Source organism: Microbacterium sp. NPDC056057, assembly GCF_042266945.1.
GTDB lineage: Bacteria > Actinomycetota > Actinomycetes > Actinomycetales > Microbacteriaceae > Microbacterium > Microbacterium trichothecenolyticum_C.
In genome coordinates this window covers 231,004-253,833 of sequence record NZ_JBHJWS010000003.1, presented here as the reverse complement: position 1 = coordinate 253,833, position 22,830 = coordinate 231,004, and the positions used below count along the sequence as shown (strand labels likewise).

17 protein-coding genes are annotated in these 22,830 nt (G+C 70.1%); 5 read left to right on the top strand and 12 right to left on the bottom strand.

What is annotated here, in order from left to right; translation table 11 throughout:
* Positions 1–2: 2 nt before the first annotated feature.
* Positions 3–698, bottom strand: coding sequence for a tRNA (guanosine(37)-N1)-methyltransferase TrmD (trmD, locus tag ACFC1K_RS13250; protein WP_375871986.1), 696 nt, complete (start codon positions 696–698; stop codon positions 3–5).
* A 179-nt stretch (positions 699–877) separates the two neighbouring features.
* On the opposite strand from trmD, the gene ACFC1K_RS13245 reads away from it, so the two are divergent.
* On the top strand, positions 878–2,311 hold the full coding sequence (locus ACFC1K_RS13245; protein WP_375871985.1) for an MFS transporter: 1,434 nt from the start codon (positions 878–880) through the stop codon (positions 2,309–2,311).
* Positions 2,312–2,544: 233 nt separating this feature from the next.
* Here ACFC1K_RS13245 and ACFC1K_RS13240 read toward each other — a convergent pair whose 3' ends face one another.
* From ACFC1K_RS13240 to rpsP, 4 genes are all read right to left on the bottom strand, one after another.
* Positions 2,545–6,597, bottom strand: coding sequence for a molybdopterin-dependent oxidoreductase (locus tag ACFC1K_RS13240; RefSeq protein ID WP_375871984.1), 4,053 nt, complete (start codon positions 6,595–6,597; stop codon positions 2,545–2,547).
* A 101-nt stretch (positions 6,598–6,698) separates the two neighbouring features.
* A complete protein-coding gene (rimM, locus tag ACFC1K_RS13235; RefSeq protein ID WP_310291233.1) occupies positions 6,699–7,301 on the bottom strand; it encodes a ribosome maturation factor RimM in 603 nt (200 codons plus the stop codon).
* A 49-nt stretch (positions 7,302–7,350) separates the two neighbouring features.
* Positions 7,351–7,581 carry an RNA-binding protein gene (locus ACFC1K_RS13230; protein WP_045276246.1) on the bottom strand — a complete coding sequence of 77 codons (231 nt, stop codon included), beginning with the start codon at positions 7,579–7,581 and terminating at the stop codon, positions 7,351–7,353.
* Positions 7,582–7,585: 4 nt separating this feature from the next.
* Entirely contained in the window at positions 7,586–8,020 is a 435-nt protein-coding gene (gene rpsP / locus ACFC1K_RS13225; RefSeq protein ID WP_310291235.1) for a 30S ribosomal protein S16, read from the bottom strand.
* Positions 8,021–8,215: 195 nt separating this feature from the next.
* Here rpsP and ACFC1K_RS13220 point away from each other — a divergent pair, with 195 nt between their 5' ends.
* Positions 8,216–9,379 (top strand): glutamate--cysteine ligase, encoded by a 1,164-nt coding sequence (locus ACFC1K_RS13220; protein WP_375871983.1) that lies wholly within the window; start codon positions 8,216–8,218, stop codon positions 9,377–9,379.
* Between the two features lie 60 nt (positions 9,380–9,439).
* On the opposite strand, the gene ffh is transcribed toward ACFC1K_RS13220, so the two are convergent.
* The 3 genes from ffh to ACFC1K_RS13205 form a co-directional block, all read right to left on the bottom strand.
* Complete coding sequence (ffh, locus tag ACFC1K_RS13215) at positions 9,440–11,005, bottom strand: signal recognition particle protein (protein WP_310291237.1); 1,566 nt, start codon at positions 11,003–11,005, stop codon at positions 9,440–9,442.
* A 71-nt stretch (positions 11,006–11,076) separates the two neighbouring features.
* On the bottom strand, positions 11,077–13,146 hold the full coding sequence (locus tag ACFC1K_RS13210; RefSeq protein WP_375871982.1) for an elongation factor G: 2,070 nt from the start codon (positions 13,144–13,146) through the stop codon (positions 11,077–11,079).
* A gap of 99 nt (positions 13,147–13,245) precedes the next feature.
* A complete protein-coding gene (locus ACFC1K_RS13205; RefSeq protein ID WP_375871981.1) occupies positions 13,246–14,241 on the bottom strand; it encodes a TetR family transcriptional regulator in 996 nt (331 codons plus the stop codon).
* Between ACFC1K_RS13205 and lipB the strand changes: the two genes are divergently transcribed.
* A complete protein-coding gene (gene lipB / locus ACFC1K_RS13200) occupies positions 14,126–15,010 on the top strand; it encodes a lipoyl(octanoyl) transferase LipB (protein ID WP_375871980.1) in 885 nt (294 codons plus the stop codon). The genes ACFC1K_RS13205 and lipB overlap by 116 nt on opposite strands.
* Positions 15,007–16,065, top strand: a complete 1,059-nt coding sequence (gene lipA, locus ACFC1K_RS13195; RefSeq protein ID WP_375871979.1) for a lipoyl synthase — start codon at positions 15,007–15,009, stop codon at positions 16,063–16,065. The genes lipB and lipA overlap by 4 nt, the downstream gene beginning before the upstream one ends.
* Before the next feature lie 13 nt (positions 16,066–16,078).
* Here lipA and ACFC1K_RS13190 read toward each other — a convergent pair whose 3' ends face one another.
* From ACFC1K_RS13190 to smc, 4 genes are all read right to left on the bottom strand, one after another.
* Positions 16,079–16,579 carry a DUF2004 domain-containing protein gene (locus ACFC1K_RS13190; RefSeq protein ID WP_045297905.1) on the bottom strand — a complete coding sequence of 167 codons (501 nt, stop codon included), beginning with the start codon at positions 16,577–16,579 and terminating at the stop codon, positions 16,079–16,081.
* An 81-nt stretch (positions 16,580–16,660) separates the two neighbouring features.
* Positions 16,661–17,533: a signal recognition particle-docking protein FtsY gene (gene ftsY, locus ACFC1K_RS13185; protein WP_310291247.1), complete on the bottom strand. Its 873-nt coding sequence runs from the start codon at positions 17,531–17,533 to the stop codon at positions 16,661–16,663.
* 26 nt (positions 17,534–17,559) lie between these two features.
* On the bottom strand, positions 17,560–18,264 hold the full coding sequence (locus ACFC1K_RS13180) for a hypothetical protein (protein ID WP_375871978.1): 705 nt from the start codon (positions 18,262–18,264) through the stop codon (positions 17,560–17,562).
* Positions 18,265–18,308: 44 nt separating this feature from the next.
* Positions 18,309–21,857: a chromosome segregation protein SMC gene (gene smc, locus ACFC1K_RS13175; RefSeq protein WP_375871977.1), complete on the bottom strand. Its 3,549-nt coding sequence runs from the start codon at positions 21,855–21,857 to the stop codon at positions 18,309–18,311.
* Between the two features lie 492 nt (positions 21,858–22,349).
* Here smc and ACFC1K_RS13170 point away from each other — a divergent pair, with 492 nt between their 5' ends.
* Complete coding sequence (locus tag ACFC1K_RS13170) at positions 22,350–22,604, top strand: hypothetical protein (RefSeq protein ID WP_310291252.1); 255 nt, start codon at positions 22,350–22,352, stop codon at positions 22,602–22,604.
* Positions 22,605–22,830: the final 226 nt, after the last annotated feature.

Sequence of the window (22,830 nt, the reverse complement as noted above, 5' to 3'; positions counted from 1 at the left end):
CCTCAGGCGGCAGGATCGGGCTCGCTCAGCAGATCCGGACGATGCGCCCGCGTGCGTTCGACGCTCTGCTCGTGCCGCCACGCGGCGATCGCGCCATGGTTGCCGCTGAGCAGGACCGGCGGCACCTCGAGCCCACGCCATTCGGCGGGCTTCGTGTAACTCGGGTACTCGAGCAGGCCGAGCTCGTGCGATTCCTCGACGAGGCTCTCGGGGTTGCCCACGACGCCCGGGATCAGCCGGGACACCGCCTCGATCACGGCCATCGCGGCGACCTCTCCCCCGTTGAGCACGTAGTCGCCGAGGCTCACCAGCCGCACGCGCCCGCGCGCCGCGTAGTGGTCGACGACGCGCTGGTCGATGCCCTCATACCGTCCGCAGGCGAACACGAGGTGCTTCTCGTCGGCGAGTTCCCGGGCCATCGGCTGCGAGAACAGTTCGCCGGCGGGCGACGGCACCAGCAGCACCGCCTCGTCGCTCAGCACCTCGTCGAGCGCCTCGCCCCAGGGCTCGGGCTTCATCACCATGCCGGCGCCCCCGCCATACGGGGTGTCGTCGACGGTGCGATGGCGATCGTGGGTCCAGTCCCGCAGATCGTGGACGTGCATGTCGAGGATGCCGCGATCCCGGGCCTTCCCGATGAGCGAGACGCCGAGCACGTCGAAGAACGTCGGGAAGATCGTGACGATGTCGACGCGCATGCCTTCGAGTCTAGAAGCCCTGCGTGTTTCCGACGTGTGACAGCGCGTCCACCTCGGGCGGCAGCATCCGTGATCGAGAAGTGACCGAGAGGTAACCGCGTGAGCAGGCGGGCCGAAACACCGAGTTCCTAGCGTGGAGACACACTCACCCCCAGTGTCTGCTCAATCAGGGAGGCGCCATGACCACGACCGACACCCCGTCGATGACGGATACCGCAGCTCCATCCCGCACCACCGCCCCGGCCGACGCGCCGGTCGCACTCACCCATCGCCCGGGCCGCTGGATCGACGGCTGGAACGCCGAGAATCCGACGTTCTGGGCGGCGTCCGGCCGCGCCATCGCGCGACGCAACCTCGGCTGGTCGATCTTCGCCGAGTTCCTCGGGTTCATCATCTGGCAGCTGTGGAGCATCGTCGTCGTGATGCTGCCTGCCGCCGGGTTCCAGCTCACCAGCTCCGAGTCGTTCTGGCTCATCTCGCTGCCCAGCCTCGTCGGCGCGACCCTGCGCTTCCCCTACACGTTCATGGTCGCGATCTTCGGTGGTCGGAACTGGACGATCGTGTCGGCGGCGCTGCTGCTGATCCCCGCGACACTGCTCGGCATCGTCGTCTCGAACCCCGAGACGCCGTTCGGCGTGCTGCTGCTCGTCGCGGCGCTCGGCGGCGTGGGCGGCGGCAACTTCGCGAGCTCGATGGCGAACATCACCTACTTCTTCCCGCAGAAGGAGAAGGGCTGGGCGCTCGGCCTGAACGCCGCGGGCGGCAACCTCGGCACGTCGGTCGCCCAGTTCGCCGTGCCGATCGTCGTGACGCTCGGCGCCGGGGCGACCCTCAACATCTCCCTCGCCGGCTGGATGTGGATCCCGCTGATCCTGGTCGCGATGTTCGGCGCCTGGCGCTACATGGACAACCTGTCGTCGGCGAAGGCGGACTTCGGCAGCTCCGCCGCGGCGCTGCGCGAGCCGCACCTGTGGATCATGGCGCTGCTCTACATCGGCACCTTCGGCTCGTTCATCGGCTTCGCGAGCGTCTTCCCGAAGCTCATCGCCGATCAGTTCCCCGAGTTCTCCACGATCCAGGTCGGACAGGCGGCGGTCTCGCTCGCGTTCCTCGGCGCGCTCGTCGGCTCGCTCGCCCGCCCCTACGGCGGCCGCCTCGCCGACCGGTTCGGCGGCGCACGCGTGACGGTGTGCGCCTTCTCGGTGATGGCACTCGGCGCGCTGGCGCTCGTGTGGACGCTGCCGATGCACAACTTCGTCGTGTTCCTCGCGTGCTTCCTCGTCCTGTTCGCGGCGACCGGCATGGGCAACGGGTCGACCTACCGCATGATCCCGAGCATCTTCGCCGCGCGCTCGCAGGCGCGGGGCTTCGAGCCCGGTACGCCGGAGGCCACGAAGATGATCCGCAAGGCGGCCGCGGCGCTCGGCCTCATCTCGGCGATCGGCGCCTACGGCGGGTTCCTCGTGCCGCAGGTCCTCAACGCCTCGCAGCTCGCCACGGGCGGCTACCAGGCCGCGTTCTACGGCTTCGTCGCCGCGTACGTGGGGCTCCTGCTGCTCACGGTGTTCGTGTACGTGATCCCGCGGGCGTCGCTGGCGAAGCAGCGCATCTGACCGCACCTGCTCTGACGGAGAGCGGATGCCTCGACCCGAGGCATCCGCTCTTCTGCGTGTCCCCCGCATCCTCGTGAACGATGTTCGCTCGTCACAGATGTACGCCAACGTCGCCGATCCGCGTACATCTGTGACGAACGAACAGAGAGCGTGGGGCAGGTTGCGACGTGCAGTCGGCCGGGACCGCGTGAAGCGGCGGGTTCGCGATCGGCCAGCGTCGGCCGAGGCCGCGCTCAGTAGACGTCGCGGACGTAGCGCTCGTCGGCGGCAAGGCCGCGGACGTACTCGGCGGCGGCCTCTTCGGAGAGCTTGCCGTGCTGCTGGGCGATGGCGACCAGGGTGGCGTCGACGTCCTTGGCCATCCGCATCGCGTCACCGCACACGTACACGTGCGCGCCGTCGTCCTGGAGCCAGCGCCACAGGTGGGCGCCGTGCTCGATCATGCGGTCCTGCACGTAGATCTTCTGCCGCTGGTCGCGCGAGAACGCGACATCGAAGCGGGTGAGGAACCCGTCCTCGCGCATCTCGTCGAGCTCGTCGCGGTAGTAGAAGTCGGTCGCGGCGTGCTGCTCGCCGAAGAACAGCCAGTTGCGGCCGGTGTGGCCGTCGGCGCGACGGTCGTGCAGGAACGCGCGGAACGGGGCGATCCCGGTGCCCGGGCCGATCATGATCATCGGGGTGTCGGCTGTTGCCGGCGGGCGGAACGCGGGCGAGCGCTGCAGGTACACGGGGGCGCCGAGGGCGTCGCCGTCCGCGAGGAATGTCGAGCACACGCCTCCGCGGGCGCGTCCGGAGTCGGTTTCGAAGCGCACCACCGAGACCGTGAGCTCCACGGTGTCGGGGTCTGACTTGGGGCTCGACGAGATGGAGTACTGGCGGGGCTGCAGGCGCTTGAGCACGCCGGCCCAGTCGGCGGCGGTGGCCCGCACCGGGAAGTCGCGCACGAGGTCGACAGCCTGCTGGCTCCACAGGAACTGCTCGAGGCGCCCCTTGTTCTCACGCCGCAGCAGGCCGGCGAGCATGCTGTCGCCGCTGCGCTCGGCGATGAAGCGCACCAGGTCCACGGGCGTCTTCGTGATGTCGAGCCGCGTCCGCAGGGCATCGGCGAAGGTGCGCTCCTCGCCGTCGACCTCCACGATCTCGAGCGGCGCGATGCCGGTCGCATCGATCCACTCTGCGACGACCGCCGGAGCGTTGGCGCACACGACGCCGAGTGAGTCTCCGGCCTCGTACGTCGCCCCCGAGTCCGAGAGGTCGAACGCGAAGCGCCGCACCTCCTTCTGCGAACCCGGACCGCTGAGCAGGTCGTTGCGCACGAGCGGTGCCTGCACCGGGTTGGCCCGGCTGAACAGGCGCTTCGCCGGCGGAGCCTGGAGGGCGACGGATGCCGCACCCGTCGTCCCTTCCGCGGCCAGGGTGTCGAGGATCTGGGCGAGCCACGCCTCGCGCGGCTCGTCGGCGTCGGGCTCGAGATCGACCCGGTCGAGGAGAGCGGTCGCGCCGAGCTCGCCCAAGCGACTGTCGAGCCGCCGACCATGGCCGCAGAAGTCGTCGTAGTTCGAGTCGCCGAGCGCGAGCACCGCGTAGCGCAGCCCCGACAGCTCGGGCGCGCCGTCGGCGTTGAGCTCGTGCCAGAGCGCGGCGGCGTTGTCGGGCGGCCCGCCGTCGCCGAACGTGGAGGTGACCACGAGCAGACGCTTCACGGCCGTCAGGTCCGTCGCGCGCAGCTCCGCCATGCTCCGGGCACGCGCGGGGATGCCGCGCGCGCCGAGTGCGGCGGTCGCCGCCGTCGCGAATTCCTCGGCGTTCCCCGTCTGCGAGCCCCAGAGAACGACGACCTCGTCCATGCCCTCGGCCCCCGGCATGCCCACGCCGACCGACGTGCGGGAGAAGGCGCCCGCGAGCACGCCGTCGAACCACGCCCGCACGAGCGCACCGAGCGGGGCTTCGACGGGCAGCACCGGCACCTCGCCCGGAGCGAGCACCACCGACCGCACCGTGGAGAGGAAGCCTGCGAGGTACGCGCCCTCCAGATCGCTCAGCTGCGGCGGCGCGAGCGCCACGCCGGCACTCGCGAGCGCCTCGTCGGCGGATGCGGTCGACGATCCTGCTCCCCCGACCGCCGGACCGACCCGGCGGAGGGTCACGGCGGCGAACTTGAACTCCGGCTGCGCCGACAGCGGGTCCACCGCGTCGCTCGTCACGGCGTTGACGGTGACGTACTCGCCGTGCTCGTCGTTCCAGTGGAACGGCGCGAACAGTCCGCCCGGCTGCACACGGTCGGTGAGCACCGCGGGCACGACGAACCGGCCGCGGCGCGAGGCGACCTCGACCTGATCGCCCTCGGCGATGCCGAGCCGCTCGGCGTCGACCGGGTGGACCTCGACGAACGGTCCGGGGTGCAGCTTCGCGAGCTTGGCGACCCGGCCGGTCTTCGTGAGCGTGTGCCAGTGATGCGGGAGGCGCCCGGTGTTGAGTACCCAGGGGTAGTCGTCGTCGGGAAGCTCAGCCGGTGCCAGGTGGGGCCGTGCGAGGAACTGCGCGCGCCGCGACGGCGTCGCGAACGCGAGGCGCGGCACGGTTCCGTCATGCTCGACGTGCAGCGACTGGCTCACCCCGTCGTTCAGGTACCGGATCGGATGCCGCGTCGCGGCGTCGTCCGGCGGCGCGGGCCACTGCACCGGCGTCTCACGCAGCCGCTCGTAGGTCACGCCGCGCAGATCCCACCCGGTCTGCGGGTTCCAGAAGCGTCGGATCTCGTCGAACACCTCGGCGCTCGAGTCGAAGTCGAACCCCTCGAAGCCCATCGCACGGGCGATCTGGCAGATCGTGAGCCAGTCCGGCTGCGCCTCGCCCGGCGCCGCGATCACGTCGCGCACGAGCGTCAGCGTGCGGTCGCTGTTCACCGTCACGCCATCGGCTTCGACCCACAGCGTGGCCGGCAGCAGGATGTCGGCGTACGCGGTGGTCGCCGTCTCGGTGTAGACGTCCTGCGCGATGACGAGCTCGGCGGTCTCCAGCGCCTCGATCACGGTCTTGCGGTTCGCCACCGACGCGACGGGGTTGCTGCAGATGATCCAGACGGCCTTGATCTCGCCGTCGGCCGCGCGCCGGAACATGTCGATCGTGCCCGAGCCCGACTCCGCGCGGATCGCGCCGGACTCCAGTCCCCAGACGTCCTCGACGAACGCGCGGTCGGGCGCGCTGAACACCGCGCGCTGGCCGGGCAGACCCGGCCCCATGTACCCCATCTCGCGCCCGCCCATCGCGTTCGGCTGGCCGGTCAGCGAGAACGGTCCGCTTCCGGGGCGGCAGATCGCGCCGGTCGCGAGGTGGAGGTTGCAGATGGCGTTCGTCGACCACGTACCATGCGTGGATTGGTTGAGGCCCATCGTCCACAGCGTCATCCACTCGCCGGCCTCGCCGATCCAGCGGGCGGCGGTGCGGATGTCGTCCTCGGCGAGTCCGGTCAGCTCCGCGACCCGGGCCGGCGGGTACTCGGCGAGGAGCTCGTCCATGTGCTCCCAGCCGTCGGTGTGGGCCGCGATGAACTCCTCGTCGATGTCGCCGGCCTCGACGAGGAGGTGGAGGAGGCCGTTCAGCAGAGCGAGGTCGGTGCCGGGCTGGATCTGCAGGAACAGGTCGGCACGGTCGGCGGTGGTCGTACGACGCGGGTCGACGACGATGAGCTTCGCGCCCTGCTTCAGCCGGTCGGCCATGCGCAGGAACAGGATCGGGTGGCAGTCGGCCGTGTTCGAGCCGATCACGAAGAAGAGGTCGGCGCGGTCGAAGTCCTCGTACGATCCGGGCGGTCCGTCGGCTCCGAGCGACTGCTTGTAGCCGGTGCCGGCCGACGCCATGCACAGCCGCGAGTTCGACTCGATGTGGATCCCGCGCAGATACCCCTTGACCAGCTTGTTCGAGAGGTACTGCGCCTCCATGCTCATCTGCCCCGAGACGTACAGCGCGATCGCATCGGGACCGTGCTCGTCGAGGATCGCGCGGAGGCGGGCCGCAGCATCCGTCACCGCATCGGAGACCGGAACGGGCGCCGCGGGCTCACCGCGGGAGGGCCGCACGTGCGCCGTGGTCATGCGACCCGGAGCCTGCATGAGCTCGGCGTGGGTCGCACCCTTGGTGCACAGCCGCCCGGCGTTCGTGGGGTGCGCCCGGTCGCCCGCAACCTTCGCGATGGCGAGTGGATGCCCCACCCCGGCGTCCGAGGTCGTCACCGAGATACCGCAGCCGACGCCGCAGTAGGAGCACACGGTGCGCACTTCGCCCATGCCTTCGATGGTCCCGGATGGACATTCCGGGGCGTTTCCCGCCGTGTTTCCCGCAGATCACATCTGCCGCACGCCGAGCGGCGGCGCGCAGTGAAGAGGAGTCAGTCGGTGGAGCCGTCGGCGTCGGGCTCGGAAGGAGCCTCGTCGCCGTCGTCCGGGATCTCTTCGAAGAGGCCTGCGGGCGGCGTCACGATGACGCGACCGCCCGCGATGTCGACCTCGGGCACGATCGCCTTGACGAACGGCACCAGAACCTCGTCGTCGCGGACCTTCACGATGAGCAGATCCTGCGAGGGGAAGTGGTCCACGCGTGCGACCTTGCCGACGGTCTCACCGTCACGCACGACGTCGAGGCCGACGAGCTGGTGGTCGAACCAGGCGTCCTCCTCGGCGGGCGAGGCCTGCATGTCTTCGTCGACCCAAAGGATCGCACGGATGAGCCCTTCGGCCGCGTCGCGGTCGTCGACGCCGTCGAAGAAGGCGACCGGGTGGCTGTTCATCCATTTGAACTCGCGCACCGTGAGGGGCTTGCCGTGCCACGGCGACGACTCGGGCACCTGGAGCGTGAACGTCGCGCCGGGGACGAAGCGTCCTTCGGGGTCGTCGGTGTACAGCTCGAGCTTGATCGCGCCCTTCAGGCCGTGCGCCTTCACGAGGCGGCCGACCCGGAGCTGCGTCTTGCCCGCGGGGGGAACTGCGTTCACGGGCTTTCGGGCGTCCGCGCCCGATCCCGTGGTGTCTTCGCCTGACACCTCAGTCGTCCGCGACGTCGACGCGCACACGGCGTCCGTCGGCGAGGGCAGAAATGAGAGTGCGCAGGGCTTTGGCCGTTCGGCCGCCGCGCCCGATCACGCGACCCCGGTCGTCGGGGTGGACGTGCACCTCGAGCACGTCGCCTCGCGGCGACGTGGACGAGTCGATGCGGACGTCGTCCGGGTGATCGACGATCCCCTTGACGACGTGTTCGAGCGCGGCGGCGAGCAACGGATTACTCGGCGGACTCGGCGGCGGCCTCATCGGCCGCGTCGGTCGCCTCGTCGGCGGGAGCCTCGGCGGGCTCCTCTGCCTTCTTCTCAGCCTTGGGCTTGACGACCGACTTCTTCGAGGCGTCGACCTCGAAAGCGGCCTTGTCCTCGCGGGTCTTCACGGTCGAGACCGCGTTCTTGTCGCCCTTGAACTGGCCCCAGTCGCCGGTCAGCTTGAGGATGGCGAGCACCTGCTCGGTCGGCTGGGCGCCGACGGACAGCCAGTACTGCGCGCGCTCCGAGTCGACCTCGATGAACGAGGGCTCCTCAGTGGGGTGGTACTTGCCGATCTCCTCGATGACACGACCGTCGCGCTTGGTGCGCGAGTCGGCCACGACGATGCGGTAGTAGGGCGCTCGGATCTTGCCGAGGCGCTTGAGACGAATCTTGACAGCCACGATTCTCCTGAATGTGTGGAAAGTGATTGAACCGGTCGCCTGGAGAGTGGGGTGCACACCCGGCGGAAGCTCTGAAGGGAGGATCTCCGCGCTGGATAGAGGGTCGAGCGGGTGATCCAGCCCTCTATTCTGCCAGATGACGAACGATGCCGTGAACCAAGAAGGTCCGGCGAGTCCCCATGTCAGACTGTGCCCATGACGGTGCCCTTCGCGACATCCGCCCGATCGTCCGTCGGTCTCGAGTGGGAACTGATGCTCGCCGATGCCGCGACCGGAGACCTGATCCCCGGCGCGCCCGGGCTGCTCGCCGCCCTCGAGGAGCGCTCGACCCCCGAGCGCTACACGGTCACCGGGGAACTGCTGACCAACACCGTCGAGCTGACCAGCGGGATCGGCGACACGGTCGCCGCCGCCGTCGACGACATCGCCGACGCGATCGCCGAGGTGCGCACGTACACCGACCCCCACGGCATCGATCTGCTGTGCGCCGGCAGCCACCCGTTCGCGCAGTGGTACGACCAGAGCGTCACCGACAAGACCAGGTACCACAAGCTCATCGAGCGCACCCAGTGGTGGGGTCGCAACATGATGATCTGGGGCATCCACGTGCACGTCGGCGTCGACGACGTCGACAAGGTGTTCCCGATCATCAACGCCCTCGCCGTCTACCTCCCCCACCTCCAGGCGCTGTCGGCGTCGAGCCCCTTCTGGGCGGGTGACCGCACGGGTTACGCATCGAACCGCGCCCTCGTCTTCCAGCAGCTGCCGACCGCGGGACTCCCCTGGCCGCTTCGCGACTGGACCGAGTTCGAGGGTTACCTCGACGACATGGTGAAGACGGGCGTGATGGAGGACGCCAGCGAGGTGCGGTGGGACATCCGCCCCGCTCCTCGCTGGGGCACGATCGAGGTCCGTGCGTGCGACGGGATGTCGACGCTCCCGGAGCTCGCCGCGGTCGCCGCGCTCGTCCAGGTGCTGGTCGAGCACTTCTCGCGACGCCTCGACGAAGGGCTGCCGCTCGAGACGATCCAGCCCTGGTTCATCCGCGAGAACAAGTGGCGGGCGGCCCGCTACGGCCTCGATGCCCGCGTGATCGTGGACCACCTGGGCACGCAGCGCCCCGTCGTGGACCACCTCCGCGAAACCCTTGAGGAGGTGGGCGACATCGCCGTCGAGCTCAAGTGCGCGCGCGAGCTCGAAGGGATCCGGACGATCCTCAGCGACGGCGCGAGCTACTCGCGTCAGCTCGCGATCGCCGACGCTGCGGACGGCGACCTCCGCGCGGTCGTGCGTCACCTCGTGGGCGAGTTCCGCTCAGGCCCCACCCTGCGCGAGCATCTCGCCGCGCTCGGTCACTGATCCTGCGCAGACGTGCGGGCTCACGGATGCTGCGGGCCGCAGCATCCGTTTCCTTCGCTGTCAGCCGCGGCCGAGCATCTTCTGCAGCTCGGCGAGGTCGGCCTCCGTCGGCGCGCCCTTCGCGCCACCGCCGCCGAGCCCGAAGCCGGAGCCGGTCGGCGCCTCCGCCGCCTCCGCCGCGATGCCGGCGTTCTCGGCGGCGCGCTTCGCCGGATTGCCCGACCGCGACCCCTTGGCCTTCTGCTGCTTGCCGCGCTTCGACGACGCACCCGGACGCCCGGCGCCAGGGATCGGGCCCATGCCGGGGATGTTCGGCACGCCGCCGCGGGCGACGGTCTTCATCATCTTGGCGGCCTGGTCGAACCGCTGCACGAGCTGGTTGACATCGGTCACCGTCATGCCCGAACCGCGCGCGATGCGCAGGCGGCGAGAGCCGTTGAGGAGCTTCGTGTTGCGGCGCTCGGCGGGGGTCATCGACCGGATGATCGCCTCGGTGCGGTCGATCTCGCGCTCGTCGAAGTTCTCGAGCTGGTCCTTCATGGACCCCATGCCGGGGAGCATCCCGAGCATCTTCTTCATCGAGCCCATCTTGCGCATCTGCTGCATCTGGGCGAGGAAGTCCTCGAGGGTGAAGGTCTCGGTCGCGAGCTTCTCGGCGACCTTGAGCGCCTCTTCCTCGTCGAACGCCTGCTGCGCCTGCTCGATGAGGGTGAGGATGTCACCGAGGTCGAGGATGCGCGACGCCATGCGGTCGGGGTGGAACGCCTCGAGGTCGTCGAGACCCTCACCCGTCGACGCGAAGATGATCGGGCGGCCGGTCACCGAGGCCACCGACAGCGCAGCGCCACCGCGTGCGTCGCCGTCGAGCTTCGAGAGCACCACGCCGGTGAAGTCGACGCCGTCCTGGAACGCCTTCGCCGTGTTGACGGCGTCCTGACCGATCATCGCGTCGATGACGAAGAGGACCTCGTCGGGATCGGTCGCCTTGCGGATGTCCGCGGCCTGCTTCATGAGCTCGGCGTCGACACCGAGACGGCCGGCGGTGTCGATGATGACGACGTCGTGCTGCTGGCGGCGGGCGACCTCGACGCCGTCCTTGGCGACCTTGACCGGGTCGCCGACCCCGTTGCCCGGCTCGGGCGCATAGATCGCGGCGCCGGCGCGCTGGGCGACGACCTGCAGCTGGTTGACGGCGTTGGGCCGCTGGAGGTCGGCGGCGATGAGGAGCGGCGTGTGGCCGTCCTTCTCGAGCATCTTGGCGAGCTTGCCCGCGAAGGTCGTCTTTCCGGAGCCCTGGAGGCCCGCGAGCATGATGACGGTCGGCGGGTTCTTGGCGAACTGCAGGCGGCGCTGCTCGCCGCCGAGGATCGCGATGAGCTCCTCGTTGACGATCTGCACGACCTGCTGGGCCGGGTTCAGGGCCCGGTTCACCTCGTCGCCGAGCGCGCGCTCGCGCACCTTGGCGGTGAACTCCTTGACGACGGGCAGCGCCACGTCGGCGTCGAGCAGGGCGCGCCGGATCTCGCGGACCGTGCCGTCGACGTCCGCGGGCGTGAGCTTGCCCTTGGTGCGGAGGTTGCGGAAGGTCTCGGTGAGCCGGTCGGAGAGGGTGCCGAAAGTCGCCATGATCCCCCGATTCTACGGGAGCGCGCCACGTGCTTCGCCGTGCGGGGTCGCGTCTCCTCTTCACACCTGGTTCATGTGCGGGCACCGTCCGGCGCCCGCTCATAGCCGTAGGGAGTGAGCGTCAGCTCCGCCTGGCCACCGGTGAGCGCGCGCAGGTCCAGCACGTACCGCGCGAGCTCCGCGTCCGGGACGGTCGCGATGACGCGGGTGCGTCCGTCTGCGTCCGTCTCCGACTGGACCACGCGACCTCGGCGTCCCGACAGGTCCGTCAGCACATGCCCCTGTCCGGCAGCCGGCACGACGACGACCACCGTCGAGACGGGTTCGAGCAGCACGGCCCCGGCTTGCGCGAGCGCGGCCCTCACCCCGATGGCCGCGGCGGTGCGGAAGGCCATCTCGGACGAGTCGACCGAGTGCGACTTGCCGTCGTAGAGCTCGACGCGAACGTCGACGACCGGGTGCCCGAGCGTGCCTCCGGCAGCAAGGGCGTCACGTGCGCCCTTCTCGACGGCCGGGATGTACGAGCGGGGCACGGCACCGCCGACGACGGAGTCGACGAACTCGAAACCCCCTCCGGGAGCGAGCGGAGAGACCCGCAGCATGACGACGGCGAACTGCCCGTGCCCGCCCGACTGCTTCTTGAGCTTGCCCTCGGCCGCCGCGCCGTGCGCGATCGTCTCCCGGTAGGCGACCGGCGCGGGGCCGGTCGTGACATGCACGCCGAGCACACGCGCGAGCCGCTCGACGGCGACCGCCACATGCGTGTCGCCGAGCCCGCGCAGGATCGTATCCGGCCCAACCCGATCCACGACGAGCGTCGGGTCCTCGGCGAGGAGGCGACCGAGCGCCGTCGTGAGCTTCGTGTCGTCCGACTGCGACACCGGCTGCAGGCTCATCGCGAACACCGGCGGCCGGGTGGGTAACCGCGCAGGACGGGCGTTCGTCTGGGGCCGGCTCCACAGCAGCGAGCCCGAAGGCGTGCCGGCGAGCTTGGCGACGGCCCCGATCTCGCCGGCCTGCAGCGCGTCGACCGGCAGATGGTCGGCTCCCCGAAGCCGGAACAGCGCCGGCATCCGCTCCTCGACGCCCGTCGTGGCGTTGCGCAGGCGATCACCGGGTCGCAGGACTCCCGAGAGCACTTTGAGCATCGCGATCTGACCCACGAACGGGTCTGCCACTGTGCGGAACACGTGGACCAGCTTCTCGCCCTCAGGCGCGGGCGCGACGCTGTGCTCGCTGCCTCCTCCGCCGTCTTCGTCCACGCCGAGCACGATGCTGCTGTCACGGTGGGCCACGGCCGGGGCGAGCTCGCCCAGGAGATCGAGCACGCGGTCGACTCCCGTCCCGGTCATGGCGGAACACACGACGACGGGCACGCCGTCTCCGGCGGCGACGGTGCGGGCGAGCGTGCGCCCGAGCTCGGCCGCTGCGGGCTCCCGTCCCTCGAGGTAGGCCTCGAGCTGGTCGTCGTCCCGCGACACGATCTCCTCGGTGACCGCCTGGTGAAGGCGGTGCTCCTCCTCTGCGAGGTCGGCCGGCACCGGTTCTTCGTGCTGTCCGCCGTCGGCGTCGTAGAGCACGGCCTGCTCCGAAAGGACGTCGGCGACGCCGTGGAAGGACTGCGCCTCCCCGACCGGAAGCTCCAGCGCCCAGATCCGGTCGCCGAACTCCTCGCGGAGCTGATCGAGGACTCCGCGGAACGACGCCCGCGCACGGTCCTCCTGTGTCACGACGACGACCCGAGCGACGCCGGCGGCCTCCGCACCGGACCATGACGCCCGGGCGCCGGCGGTCACGCCGTCGATCGCGCTCACGACGAGCACCGCCACATCGGCGACCGCCAGCGCGGCGTCCACGGCGCCCGCGAAGTCCGGGTGACCGGGCGTGTCCAGGAGCGTGATGCCGCAGTCCGCGTCGCCGACACGCCAGGACAGCCACGCCGGTGTCAGCCCTAGCGTCGTATGACGCGCGATCTCCTCGGGTTCGTGGTCGCAGACCGTCGTCCCCTGCTCTATCGCCCCCCGTCGTGAAATCGCTCCGGACCGGTGCAGCAGCGCCTCCGCGAGCATCGTCTTGCCCGAACCCGTCGCGCCGATGAGGGCGACGGAGCAGTGCATGGAGAGTGCGGATGCCGATTCCACGGGGACCTCCCACGACGATGTGCGCTGGGCACCATCGTGCACCGTCTCAAGGGCGGCTGCCAGAGGACTCCGGCAAGAGACCCTCGCGCGTGTGGAGCGTCACTCCGCGGGGCCGAGCTCCTGGAAGAGCGTGAGCTGCAAGCCCGCCGGGCCACGGAGGCGCGCGTTGACCGAGCGCCAGGGCGTCTCGCGTGCGGATGCCTCGATCTCGGCGCCCGCGTCGGACAGCCGCGCGGCAGTGCTCGCCGCGTCTGCGACTTCGAGGGCCAGACGGATCCGGTCGCTCGGAGCATCGCCGTCGGTCTCGACACGGTCGATGAAGTCGACCTGGGCCGGATTGGCGATCTCGAGCGTTGCGCGACCGGCCGCGAGGATCGCGACGCGCGCGCCGCCATCCGCCTCGTATGCCTCGGCCTGAGGCATCCCGACCACGTCGCGATAGAACGCGAGGGTCTGCTCGAAGGCTGCCGCCTGCACCACGACACGAAGCTGCGCGACGTCGCCGACCGGAGCGGTCGCGGAGACCGGCGCCGCCGCGTCGGCCGCGAGCGAGAGGAAGCGGGCGAGCGACGTGCGCCCCGCGCCATCGTGCGCCCACGCCTCCACGGCCGCGAGGACCGCGCCGCCCCACGCCGCTCCGGCGACCTCGGCGCGGACGCGATCGGCGCCGCCCGCCAGCAGGCGAGCGGAGACCGCTCGCGCCACACGCGCTCGCCGCAGCGCGGCATCACGCTCGTACTCCGCCTCCAGACCCATCGCCGTGGCGTTCACGATCCCGAGGGCGAGGCTGTCGGGCGCGAAGGACTCGGCGATGCCCAGCGTCGCGGCGCGAACGGCGGCGGAGGCATCCGTGCCCTCCACGTCTTCGAGGCGCTGCTCGAAGACCGTGAGCCGTTCGTCGAGACCCGCCCAGAGAACGTCGGACTTCGACGAGAAGTAGTTGAAGAAGCTGGATCGGCTGACTCCGGCACGACGGGCGATGTCGACGATCGACGTCTGCTCGTACCCCTGCTCGAGGAAGAGCTCGCAGGCGGCCTCGGCGATGGTCTCGCGCGACGACGCCTTGGGGCGCCCCGCGCGCGGCTCGGTGGACATGAAGCCCACCCTATTGGCCGCCCTCGGCGCGCGTGACGGGCGGTGCCCGGGGAGCGACGGCACTGTGCCCGGCGGATGTATTGTTGGACGCGATCCATCAATCGCCACAAGCGAAGAGCGAAGGAGCGCGATGCTCGACATCCAGACCGTCGGCCTCTCCCCCGACTACGTGCCGTACCTCGACGGGTGGGCGCTGCAGCGCAGCCTTCACGCCGACATCGTCGCGGGGACCCGCTCCGACACCCTTCTGCTGCTCGAGCACGAGCCGGTCTACACCGCCGGGGCGCGCACCGCGCGGCACGAGCGGCCGACCGACGGCACACCGGTCGTCGACGTCGACCGCGGCGGCAAGATCACGTGGCACGGGCCCGGCCAGCTCGTCGGCTACCCGCTCGTGCGCCTGGTCGAGCCGGTGGACGTGGTCGCGCACGTGCGCCGACTCGAGCAGCTGCTCATCGACGCCCTGCACGAGTTCGACGTGGACGGCTACCGGGTCGAAGGGCGCAGCGGCGTGTGGGTGCGCCGCCCGCTCGGCGAGGACAAGGTCGCGGCCATCGGCGTGCGCGTACAGCGTGGCGTCACGATGCACGGCTTCGCGTTGAACTGCGACAACTCGCTGGCAGGCTTCCGCGGGATCATCCCCTGCGGGATCACGGATGCCGGGGTCACGACCGTCAGCGAGATCGTCGGTGCCGACATCTCCCCGAGCGACGTGATCGACACCGTGTCACGGGTCTTCGCCGACGACTTCGCGGGGGTGCCGGCATGAGCGCCTGTGGAACGAGCCACGGAGCCTCCGCGGGAGCCGGGGGCGCAGCATCCGTCTCCCCTTCCTCCGCCCCCGACGGGCGCAAGCTGCTGCGACTCGAGGTCCGCAACGCGCAGACGCCGATCGAGCGCAAGCCGGAGTGGATCAAGACGCGGGCGAAGATGGGGCCGGAATACCAGGCGCTGCACTCGCTCGTGAAGACCGAGGAGCTGCACACCGTCTGCCAGGAGGCCGGCTGCCCGAACATCTACGAGTGCTGGGAGGACCGGGAGGCGACGTTCCTCATCGGCGGCTCGCAGTGCACCCGCCGGTGCGACTTCTGCCAGATCGACACCGGCAAGCCTGCCGATTACGACACCGACGAGCCCCGCCGCGTCGCCGAGAGCGTCGTGCGCATGAACCTGCGCTACGCCACGGTCACCGGCGTCGCCCGCGACGACCTGGCCGATGGCGGCGCATGGCTGCACGCCGAGACGGTGCGCGCGATCCACGCGGCGAACCCGAACACCGGTGTCGAGATCCTCGCGACCGACTTCAACGGCGACCCGGCGCTGCTCGGCGAGGTGTTCGACAGCCGCCCCGAGGTCTTCGCGCACAATGTCGAGACGGTGCCGCGCATCTTCAAGCGCATCCGCCCCGCGTTCCGGTACGACCGCTCGCTCGACGTGCTCACCCAGGCACGGGATGCCGGCCTCATCACGAAGTCGAACCTGATCCTCGGCATGGGCGAGGAGCCGGAAGAGGTCGTGCAGGCGCTCGAGGACCTGCACGCGGCGGGCACCGACATCATCACGATCACCCAGTACCTGAGGCCGTCGCCGCGCCACCTGCCGGTGTCCCGCTGGGTCAAGCCGCAGGAGTTCGTCGAGTTCAAGGAGGAGGCCGAGCGCATCGGGTTCCTCGGGGTCCTCGCCGGACCGCTCGTTCGCTCGTCGTACCGCGCGGGGCGCCTCTGGGCGCAGTCGATGATCTCCAAGGGGCGCGAGATCCCGTCGCACCTCTCGCACATCGCGGAGGACGTGCACGTCGACCGAGGGTTCGCGCAGGCGGTCTGAGGGCGAGCGGTCGCTAGTCGGCGCTCGTCACCGACAGCACGCCGCCGTCGGAGTCGAGGTTGACGAGCAGCACGTCGTCGGTGGCGTCAGGATCGAGGGCGTACTCGAGAACGGCGAACGGGTCGGAGCCGCCGTGCTCGTCGGCGAGGATCGTCATGCTCATCAGCTGCAGCGAGCGGATCACGTCGATGTGCACGTCGCCCGAGATGTCGACGAGCGTGTCTTCGAGGGCGTCGCCGAGCGCCTCCTGCTGCTGCAGGATGTACTCGGTCACTTCGCTGGTGCGGTCGCTCAGCTCGTTGACCATCGCGTTGCGGGCGCTGCGGTCGATGTCCTCGATCGCGGAGATGAGCGCGGCGGCCACGTCGAGGGCCGCCTCCGAGACGTCGTCCTGGTCGGGAGCCGTGAGATCCACCGTGACGGACTGGTCTCCCAGTTCGACGTTCTCCGACCAGAAGATCGATCCGTCAGGCCCCGATTCGAGGAGTCCGAAGTAGTCGTGCTCGATCGCCATGACCCCATGAAACCGCAACGAGCGCGTCCGCGGTAGCCCGAGCGCGGCATGGCGCGGATTCGGTCGGATCCGCGCGGCGATTCAGTCGACGAGGGATGCCGCGAACACGTGCGGAGTGAAGCCCGTGAGGTCTCCGATGCCCTCGCCCTGGCCCAGCAGCTTGACCGGGATCCCGGTGCGCTCCTGCACGGCGAGGACGAAGCCGCCCTTCGCGGAACCGTCGAGCTTCGTGAGGACGAGGCCGGTGACGCCGGCGTGCTCGAGGAACGCCTGCGCCTGCATCACGCCGTTCTGTCCGGTCGTCGCATCGAGCACGAGGAGCACCTCGCTGATGGGCGCCTGCTTCTCGATGACGCGCCGGATCTTGCCGAGCTCGTCCATGAGCCCGCCCTTGGTGTGGAGGCGTCCCGCGGTATCGACGAGCACGATCTCGGTACCGGTGTTCTTGGCGTACTCGATCGTCTGGAAGGCGACGGATGCCGGATCCTGGCCTTCCTGCTGGGGCCGGACGATCGTCGCGCCGCCGCGCTCCGCCCACGTCGCGAGCTGGTCCACGGCCGCCGCACGGAACGTGTCGGCCGCGCCCACGACCACCGAGCGGCCGTAGCGCTGCAGGAACTTCGCGAACTTGCCGATCGTCGTCGTCTTGCCGACGCCGTTGACCCCGACGACCAGCACGACGGCCGGTCGTTCGGTCAGACGCAGTGTCGTGTCGAACTTCGCGAAGTGCTCCTCGAGCGTCTCCTTCAGCATCCGCTGCAGGTCCCTCGGGTCGGTGGTGCGGTAGCGCTCCACCTTCTCGCGCAGTTCGTCCACGATGCGCTCGGTGATGTCGGGGCCGAAGTCCGCGGTGAGCAGCGCGGTCTCGAGGTCTTCCCACGTCGTCTCGTCGATGGTCGGCTTGACGAACATTCCGCGCAGCGCGCGTCCGAGCGACCAGGAGCTCTCTGCCATGCTCCCAGCCTAGGTGCCGACGCAGGTCACTCCGACGTGGACGAGACCGCGATGCCGAGGTACGAGTTCAGCACGTCCGACACCTCCGTCGACGCGTCCTGACCCTGCGGGCACTCGACGTTCACCACGAGTGCCGTGCCGAGCGTGCCGAACATGCGCCCGAGCTCGCTCCACGTGGCCTCCGCGCCGGCGCTCCCGCCGGTTCCGACGACGATGCGGACATCGACGCTGCCCTCCTGAGTCGTCTGCGCGACGTACTCGTCGGTGGCGTTGGCACTCACATCGGCGCCCGTGACTCCGGGAATCTGCGCGCCGAGCACAGCCGCGAGCATGTTGTCGCTGCTCTCCCGGTCGTCGGCGCCGAGCTCGAGGTCGGTGATCGCTCCCTGGTAGAACGCCACGGAGCACTGGGTCTGCTGGTCGAGGTACGCCCAGCTGCCGTTGCCGTCATCGGGCGTCGAGACCGAGAACCGGGCGTCGCCGGCCATGAGCCGGTCGTCCCAGGCGGCCGTCCACATGCCGGGCGCCAGCTCGACGCCGGCCTCGAACGTGAGGTCCGCCGGAGGCATCGTGTCGAGCTCTTCGACCGCTTCGGGCGTCTCCGTGGCGTCAGCCGACGGAGACGGCTCGACGTCTACGCGTCGTGCTCCGGTGGTGTCGGGCGCGCACCCGGTCAGCACGAGCCCCGACATCACGAGGGCGACGGTCGCGAGGCGCGCGGTGGTGTGCATGCGCGAACGCTACACCGCACGCGCGCGCCGGGGTATCCGAACGCTCAGGAGGCGACGCGCTCGGCGATGCGCTGGCCGACCACGGCCGAGACGCCGTCCTGCCGCATCGAGACGCCGTAGAGCGCGTCGGCGATCTCCATCGTGCGCTTCTGATGAGTGATGACGATGAGCTGGCTCGAGGCGCGCAGCTGTTCGAAGACCCCGAGGAGGCGTCCGAGATTCGCGTCGTCGAGGGCGGCCTCGACCTCGTCGAGGATGTAGAACGGGCTCGGGCGGGCCTTGAAGATCGCGGTCAGCAACGCCACCGCCGCAAGCGACCGCTCGCCGCCCGACAGCAGCGAGAGCCGCTCGATCTTCTTGCCGACGGGCCGCACGGCCACCTCGATCCCCGTGGTGAGGGGCGAGTCCGGATCCGTGAGCGCGATCGAGCCCGTGCCACCGGGGAAGAGGATCGGGAACACCTCTCCGAACGCCACCTTGGTGTCTTCGAACGCCGCGAGGAAGATCGTCTGCATGCGCTCGTCGAGTTCTTCGATGATCGTGAGCAGGTCTTTGCGCGTCTGGGTGAGATCGGCGAGCTGCTCCGTCATGAACTTGTGACGCTGTTCGAGCGCTTCGAACTCCTCGAGCGCGAGCGGGTTCACCCGGCCGAGCTGCGCCAGCTTGCGCTCGGCCTCCTGCAGGCGTCGGCGCTGCTGCGGGCGATCGTAAGCAATGGATGCCGCGCCCTCGGGGTCGTCCTCTTCTCGTAGCGATGGGGCGACCGGATCGACGGGAACGGGCTGATCCGGACCATATTCCGAAACGAGAATATCCTCGTCGAGTCCGAGCTCCGACTGCACCCGCTCGAGAAGGCCGGTGACATGCAGACGCTTCTCGTGGATCTGCAGCTCAAGGCTGTGAACGCTCTCCGTCAGGCCGGCGAGCCGTTCCCGCACCCCGTTCTCCTGCGTGCGCAGCTCGGCGAGCTCGGCAGTCACCGCCGTGCGCTCGGACTCCGCGGCAGCGAGCTCGGCGCGGGCCTGTGCCAGGGAACGGTCGACCGAGTCGATCACGGCGGGCAGCTGACCTGCGACGCCGGCGGCGATCTCGCGCTGCGCGCGACGGACCACGGCGCGGCGCGCTGCCTCGGCCGCCGCGTCGCGCTCACGTTCACGCTGGCGTTCGAGCGCGACCACGCGCGCTTCGCCTGCTCGGATGCGTTCGCGAAGCGTCTCGACGTCGAGACGGGAGCGCATCTCGCCGTCGCGAGCCTCTTCGAGCGCGGCGAGCATGCCCTCGCGCGCAGAGGCGTCGAGGATCGGACGGGGAGCTTCGAGCGCCGAGGTCAGCTGGTCGTCGGCGGACCGCGCCGAACCCTCGGCCTCCTCGACGGCCGCGGCTGCCTGGGCGAGTCCGGCGGCGAGCCGATCGCACTCCGCGACAGCGGCCTCATGCCGCACCGTCGCCCGGTTGACCTGCTCGGCGTGGGCGGCCAGGGCGGCATCGTGCTCACGGAGGGTTGCGAGCGTGGTCTTGGTGCGCAGGCGCGCCGACTCGAGCTCATTCGTCGCGTCTGTCAGCGCGGCGCGCAGCGAGTCCGCCACGACGGCGATCTCGTCGCGGCGGTCGGCGGCGGCATCCCGTTCCGCCGCGAGCTCCAGCCGCGATCGCGAGGCCCCCGCGCCCGCGCGCAGCGAGTACTCGGTGTACACCTCGCCGCGGCGGGTGACGAGGGTGATCGGCCCCCCCAGCTCAGCATTCGCCAGCTCGGGTCCGGCGTCGCGGGCGGTGTCGAGATCGTCGGCGACCACGACGTACGACAGCAGGCCGAGCACGCCCGCGGGAGCGGTGACGACCTCTCGTGCCGGCACCACGCCGCGCAAGCTCGGGAACTGCGGATGCATCATGCCCGCCGTGGCGATCACGATGTCGACGACGCCGGCTTCCGCATCGCGTGCAGCGTCCGCCACAGCGAACGCGCTGTCGCGGTCTTCGACCAGCACGCCTTCGGCGATCGGCCCCAACACCGCCGCGATCGCGGCCTCGAACCCCGGCTTGACCTGCACGGCATCGCCGACCAGCCCGCGGATGCCCTCGCGCCCCTCGGCGATCAGGGACGAGGCACCGTTCTTCACATCGAGTGCCCGGCTCAGCGCCGCCGTCTGCGCGGTGAGCGCCTCGCGCTCGCGTTCCGCGGCATGCAGGCGCTCACGGAGCGAGGAGACCGTGGCCTCGGACTCCGAGGCGTCGCGCTGCGCCCGGTCATAGGCTGCGGCGTGATCGGCCGAGGACTCCTCGGGGACGAGGTCGGGGTCGACACCGGCGAGGATCGCCTCGGCCTCCGCGCGGCGCGCGAGCGCGGCATCCAGCGCCTTCTGCTGGCGTTCGACGGCCGCGCGCACGGCAGCGAGAGCGGATGCCGCGGCCTCCGCGGTGCCGCGCAGCGCGGTGATGCGCATGTCGTGCTCCGAGACCAGTGCACTCTGCGCGGCGATGTCGACATCGAGCGCGTCCAGTTCGGCGCGGGCGCGAACGACGCCGCGCGCGGCCTCGGCGGCGGCATCCTGCGCGGCACCGAGTCCGTCCGACACGTCGTCGATCTCGGCACGCGCCTCGTCGATCATCGCCTGCGAGACCGTCGTGAGCTCGATGCGGTCCTCGTCCTCAGCGTCGCCGAGGAGTGCGAGTCGCTGACCGGCCAGCGCGTACAGCCCGCGCAGGCGCTCCTGCACCCGTTCGAGCCCGAACGCCACGCGGCGCGCACGGTCCACGCTCTCGGACCGCTGGTCGCTCTCGAGCTGCTCGATGCGCACGCGGGCGTTGTCGAGCCGGTCCTGCAGCACGATGCGCTCGGCGTGCCGCTCGTGCTCGCTGTGCGCGTGCGAGGCGAGCTCGGCGCGGAGTCCCACGATCTCGTCGGCGAAGAGGCGGGCCTTCGCGTCGCGTACGACCGCGGCGATCGTGGCCGCTTCGCGGGCGATCTCAGCCTGACGGCCGAGCGGCTTCAGCTGTCGGCGCAGTTCTCCGGCGAGGTCGCTGAGTCTGGTGAGATTCGCCTCCATCGCGTCGAGCTTTCGCAGGGTCTTCTCTTTGCGGCGGCGGTGCTTGAGGATGCCGGCCGCCTCCTCGATGAAACCCCGGCGGTCTTCGGGCGTCGCCTGCAGCACGCTGTCGAGGCGGCCCTGTCCGACGATCACATGCATCTCGCGACCCAGGCCGGAGTCGCTCAGCAGCTCCTGCACGTCGAGCAGGCGGCAGGACTCGCCGTTGATCGCGTACTCGCTGGAGCCGTTGCGGAACAGCGTGCGGCTGATCGTGACCTCGGCGTACTCGATCGGAAGGGCGCCGTCGCCGTTGTCGATCGTGAGCTGCACCTCTGCGCGGCCGAGCGGCCCGCGCGTCGCGGTGCCGGCGAAGATGACGTCCTCCATCTTCCCGCCGCGGAGGGTCTTCGCGCCCTGCTCCCCCATCACCCACGCGAGCGCGTCGACGACGTTGGACTTGCCGGAGCCGTTGGGACCGACGATGCAGGTCACGCCGGGTTCGAGGGCGAAGGTCGTCGGCTGGGCGAACGACTTGAACCCTTTGAGCGTCACGCTCTTCAGGTGCATGGATACGCCTTCCACCCCGGTCGTTTACCCGCCTACGCTACCGGAGCGCGGCTCCCTCGCCGGGAGGACCGGCCGAGCGCCATCCGGATGCCGCGACACGCCATGAGATCACCGAATCTGCGAGAAAGCTTGACGCGGGTATCCCGCACCCGCTAGCGTCACTGTCTGCGTCTGAAGTCGAGAAAGGAGGTCCCCCGATGATGCTGATGACTCCAACCGGAATCGCCGCCCGTGATGGCGGAGCGATTCGTGCCGTCGCGTCGGGGACCGTCTCCTTCGGCGCTGTGCTGAGCGGCCGCTTCCGCGCCGCCATCTGATCCCCGCAGGGGACGAGTCTGCCCGTTTTCGGGCGACGACCGTCTGTTGCGCCGCACCCGCTTCGCGGTGCTGAGCGCTCTCCCCCTGCATCCAGGTCCCGTCGTGCTGCGGCACGGCATCCCCCGCCTCCGGCGCCTGCCCGAGGCATCCCTTCCACAACCGGAAAGAACTCTCATGAATACTCTCCTTGCGCCGCAGCGCCCCTCGGGCCTTCCCGATACGCTGCGGCTCCCGAGCCGCGACACCCGCACATCGCTCCTGGACCGCCTCGCCCTTCACCTGGGTCTGTGGCTCCTGCTGTGGAGCACGCGCACTCCGCGGCTCGCGGACGACCGCCGCCGGCACGCTCAGACGTACCGGCACCAGGAGGCCACTGCAGAGCGCGAACGCGCCTACCTCCGCGAGGCCAGCCTCGCACCCCGGCCGTGACGGCCACCGGGTCCGGCGCCCCCCCCCCGGCGGCGGGCCCCCCCCCCCCCCCCCACCAAAACCCCAAAAACCCCCCCGCAAAAAAAAAAAAAAAAACCCCCCCCCCCCCCAAAAAAAAACCCCAACCCCAGCCCAACACCCCCCCCAGAACCCAAAAATAAACGAACACAAAAAACAAATATAAAAACAAAAACCAACCCAACCCAACCAAAAACAAAAAACACAC

Coding starts and splice junctions, on each gene's coding strand:
- ACFC1K_RS13190 (WP_045297905.1), bottom strand. CDS start 16,579: ATGGCGATCGAGCACGACTACTTCGGACTCCTCGAATCGGGGCCTGAC.
- ACFC1K_RS13220 (WP_375871983.1), top strand. CDS start 8,216: ATGACGGTGCCCTTCGCGACATCCGCCCGATCGTCCGTCGGTCTCGAG.
- trmD (WP_375871986.1), bottom strand. CDS start 698: ATGCGCGTCGACATCGTCACGATCTTCCCGACGTTCTTCGACGTGCTC.
- ACFC1K_RS13205 (WP_375871981.1), bottom strand. CDS start 14,241: ATGTCCACCGAGCCGCGCGCGGGGCGCCCCAAGGCGTCGTCGCGCGAG.
- ACFC1K_RS13245 (WP_375871985.1), top strand. CDS start 878: ATGACCACGACCGACACCCCGTCGATGACGGATACCGCAGCTCCATCC.
- ftsY (WP_310291247.1), bottom strand. CDS start 17,533: ATGGCAGAGAGCTCCTGGTCGCTCGGACGCGCGCTGCGCGGAATGTTC.
- ffh (WP_310291237.1), bottom strand. CDS start 11,005: ATGGCGACTTTCGGCACCCTCTCCGACCGGCTCACCGAGACCTTCCGC.
- smc (WP_375871977.1), bottom strand. CDS start 21,857: ATGCACCTGAAGAGCGTGACGCTCAAAGGGTTCAAGTCGTTCGCCCAG.
- lipA (WP_375871979.1), top strand. CDS start 15,007: ATGAGCGCCTGTGGAACGAGCCACGGAGCCTCCGCGGGAGCCGGGGGC.
- ACFC1K_RS13170 (WP_310291252.1), top strand. CDS start 22,350: ATGAATACTCTCCTTGCGCCGCAGCGCCCCTCGGGCCTTCCCGATACG.
- ACFC1K_RS13180 (WP_375871978.1), bottom strand. CDS start 18,264: ATGCACACCACCGCGCGCCTCGCGACCGTCGCCCTCGTGATGTCGGGG.
- ACFC1K_RS13240 (WP_375871984.1), bottom strand. CDS start 6,597: ATGGGCGAAGTGCGCACCGTGTGCTCCTACTGCGGCGTCGGCTGCGGT.
- lipB (WP_375871980.1), top strand. CDS start 14,126: ATGTCGACGATCGACGTCTGCTCGTACCCCTGCTCGAGGAAGAGCTCG.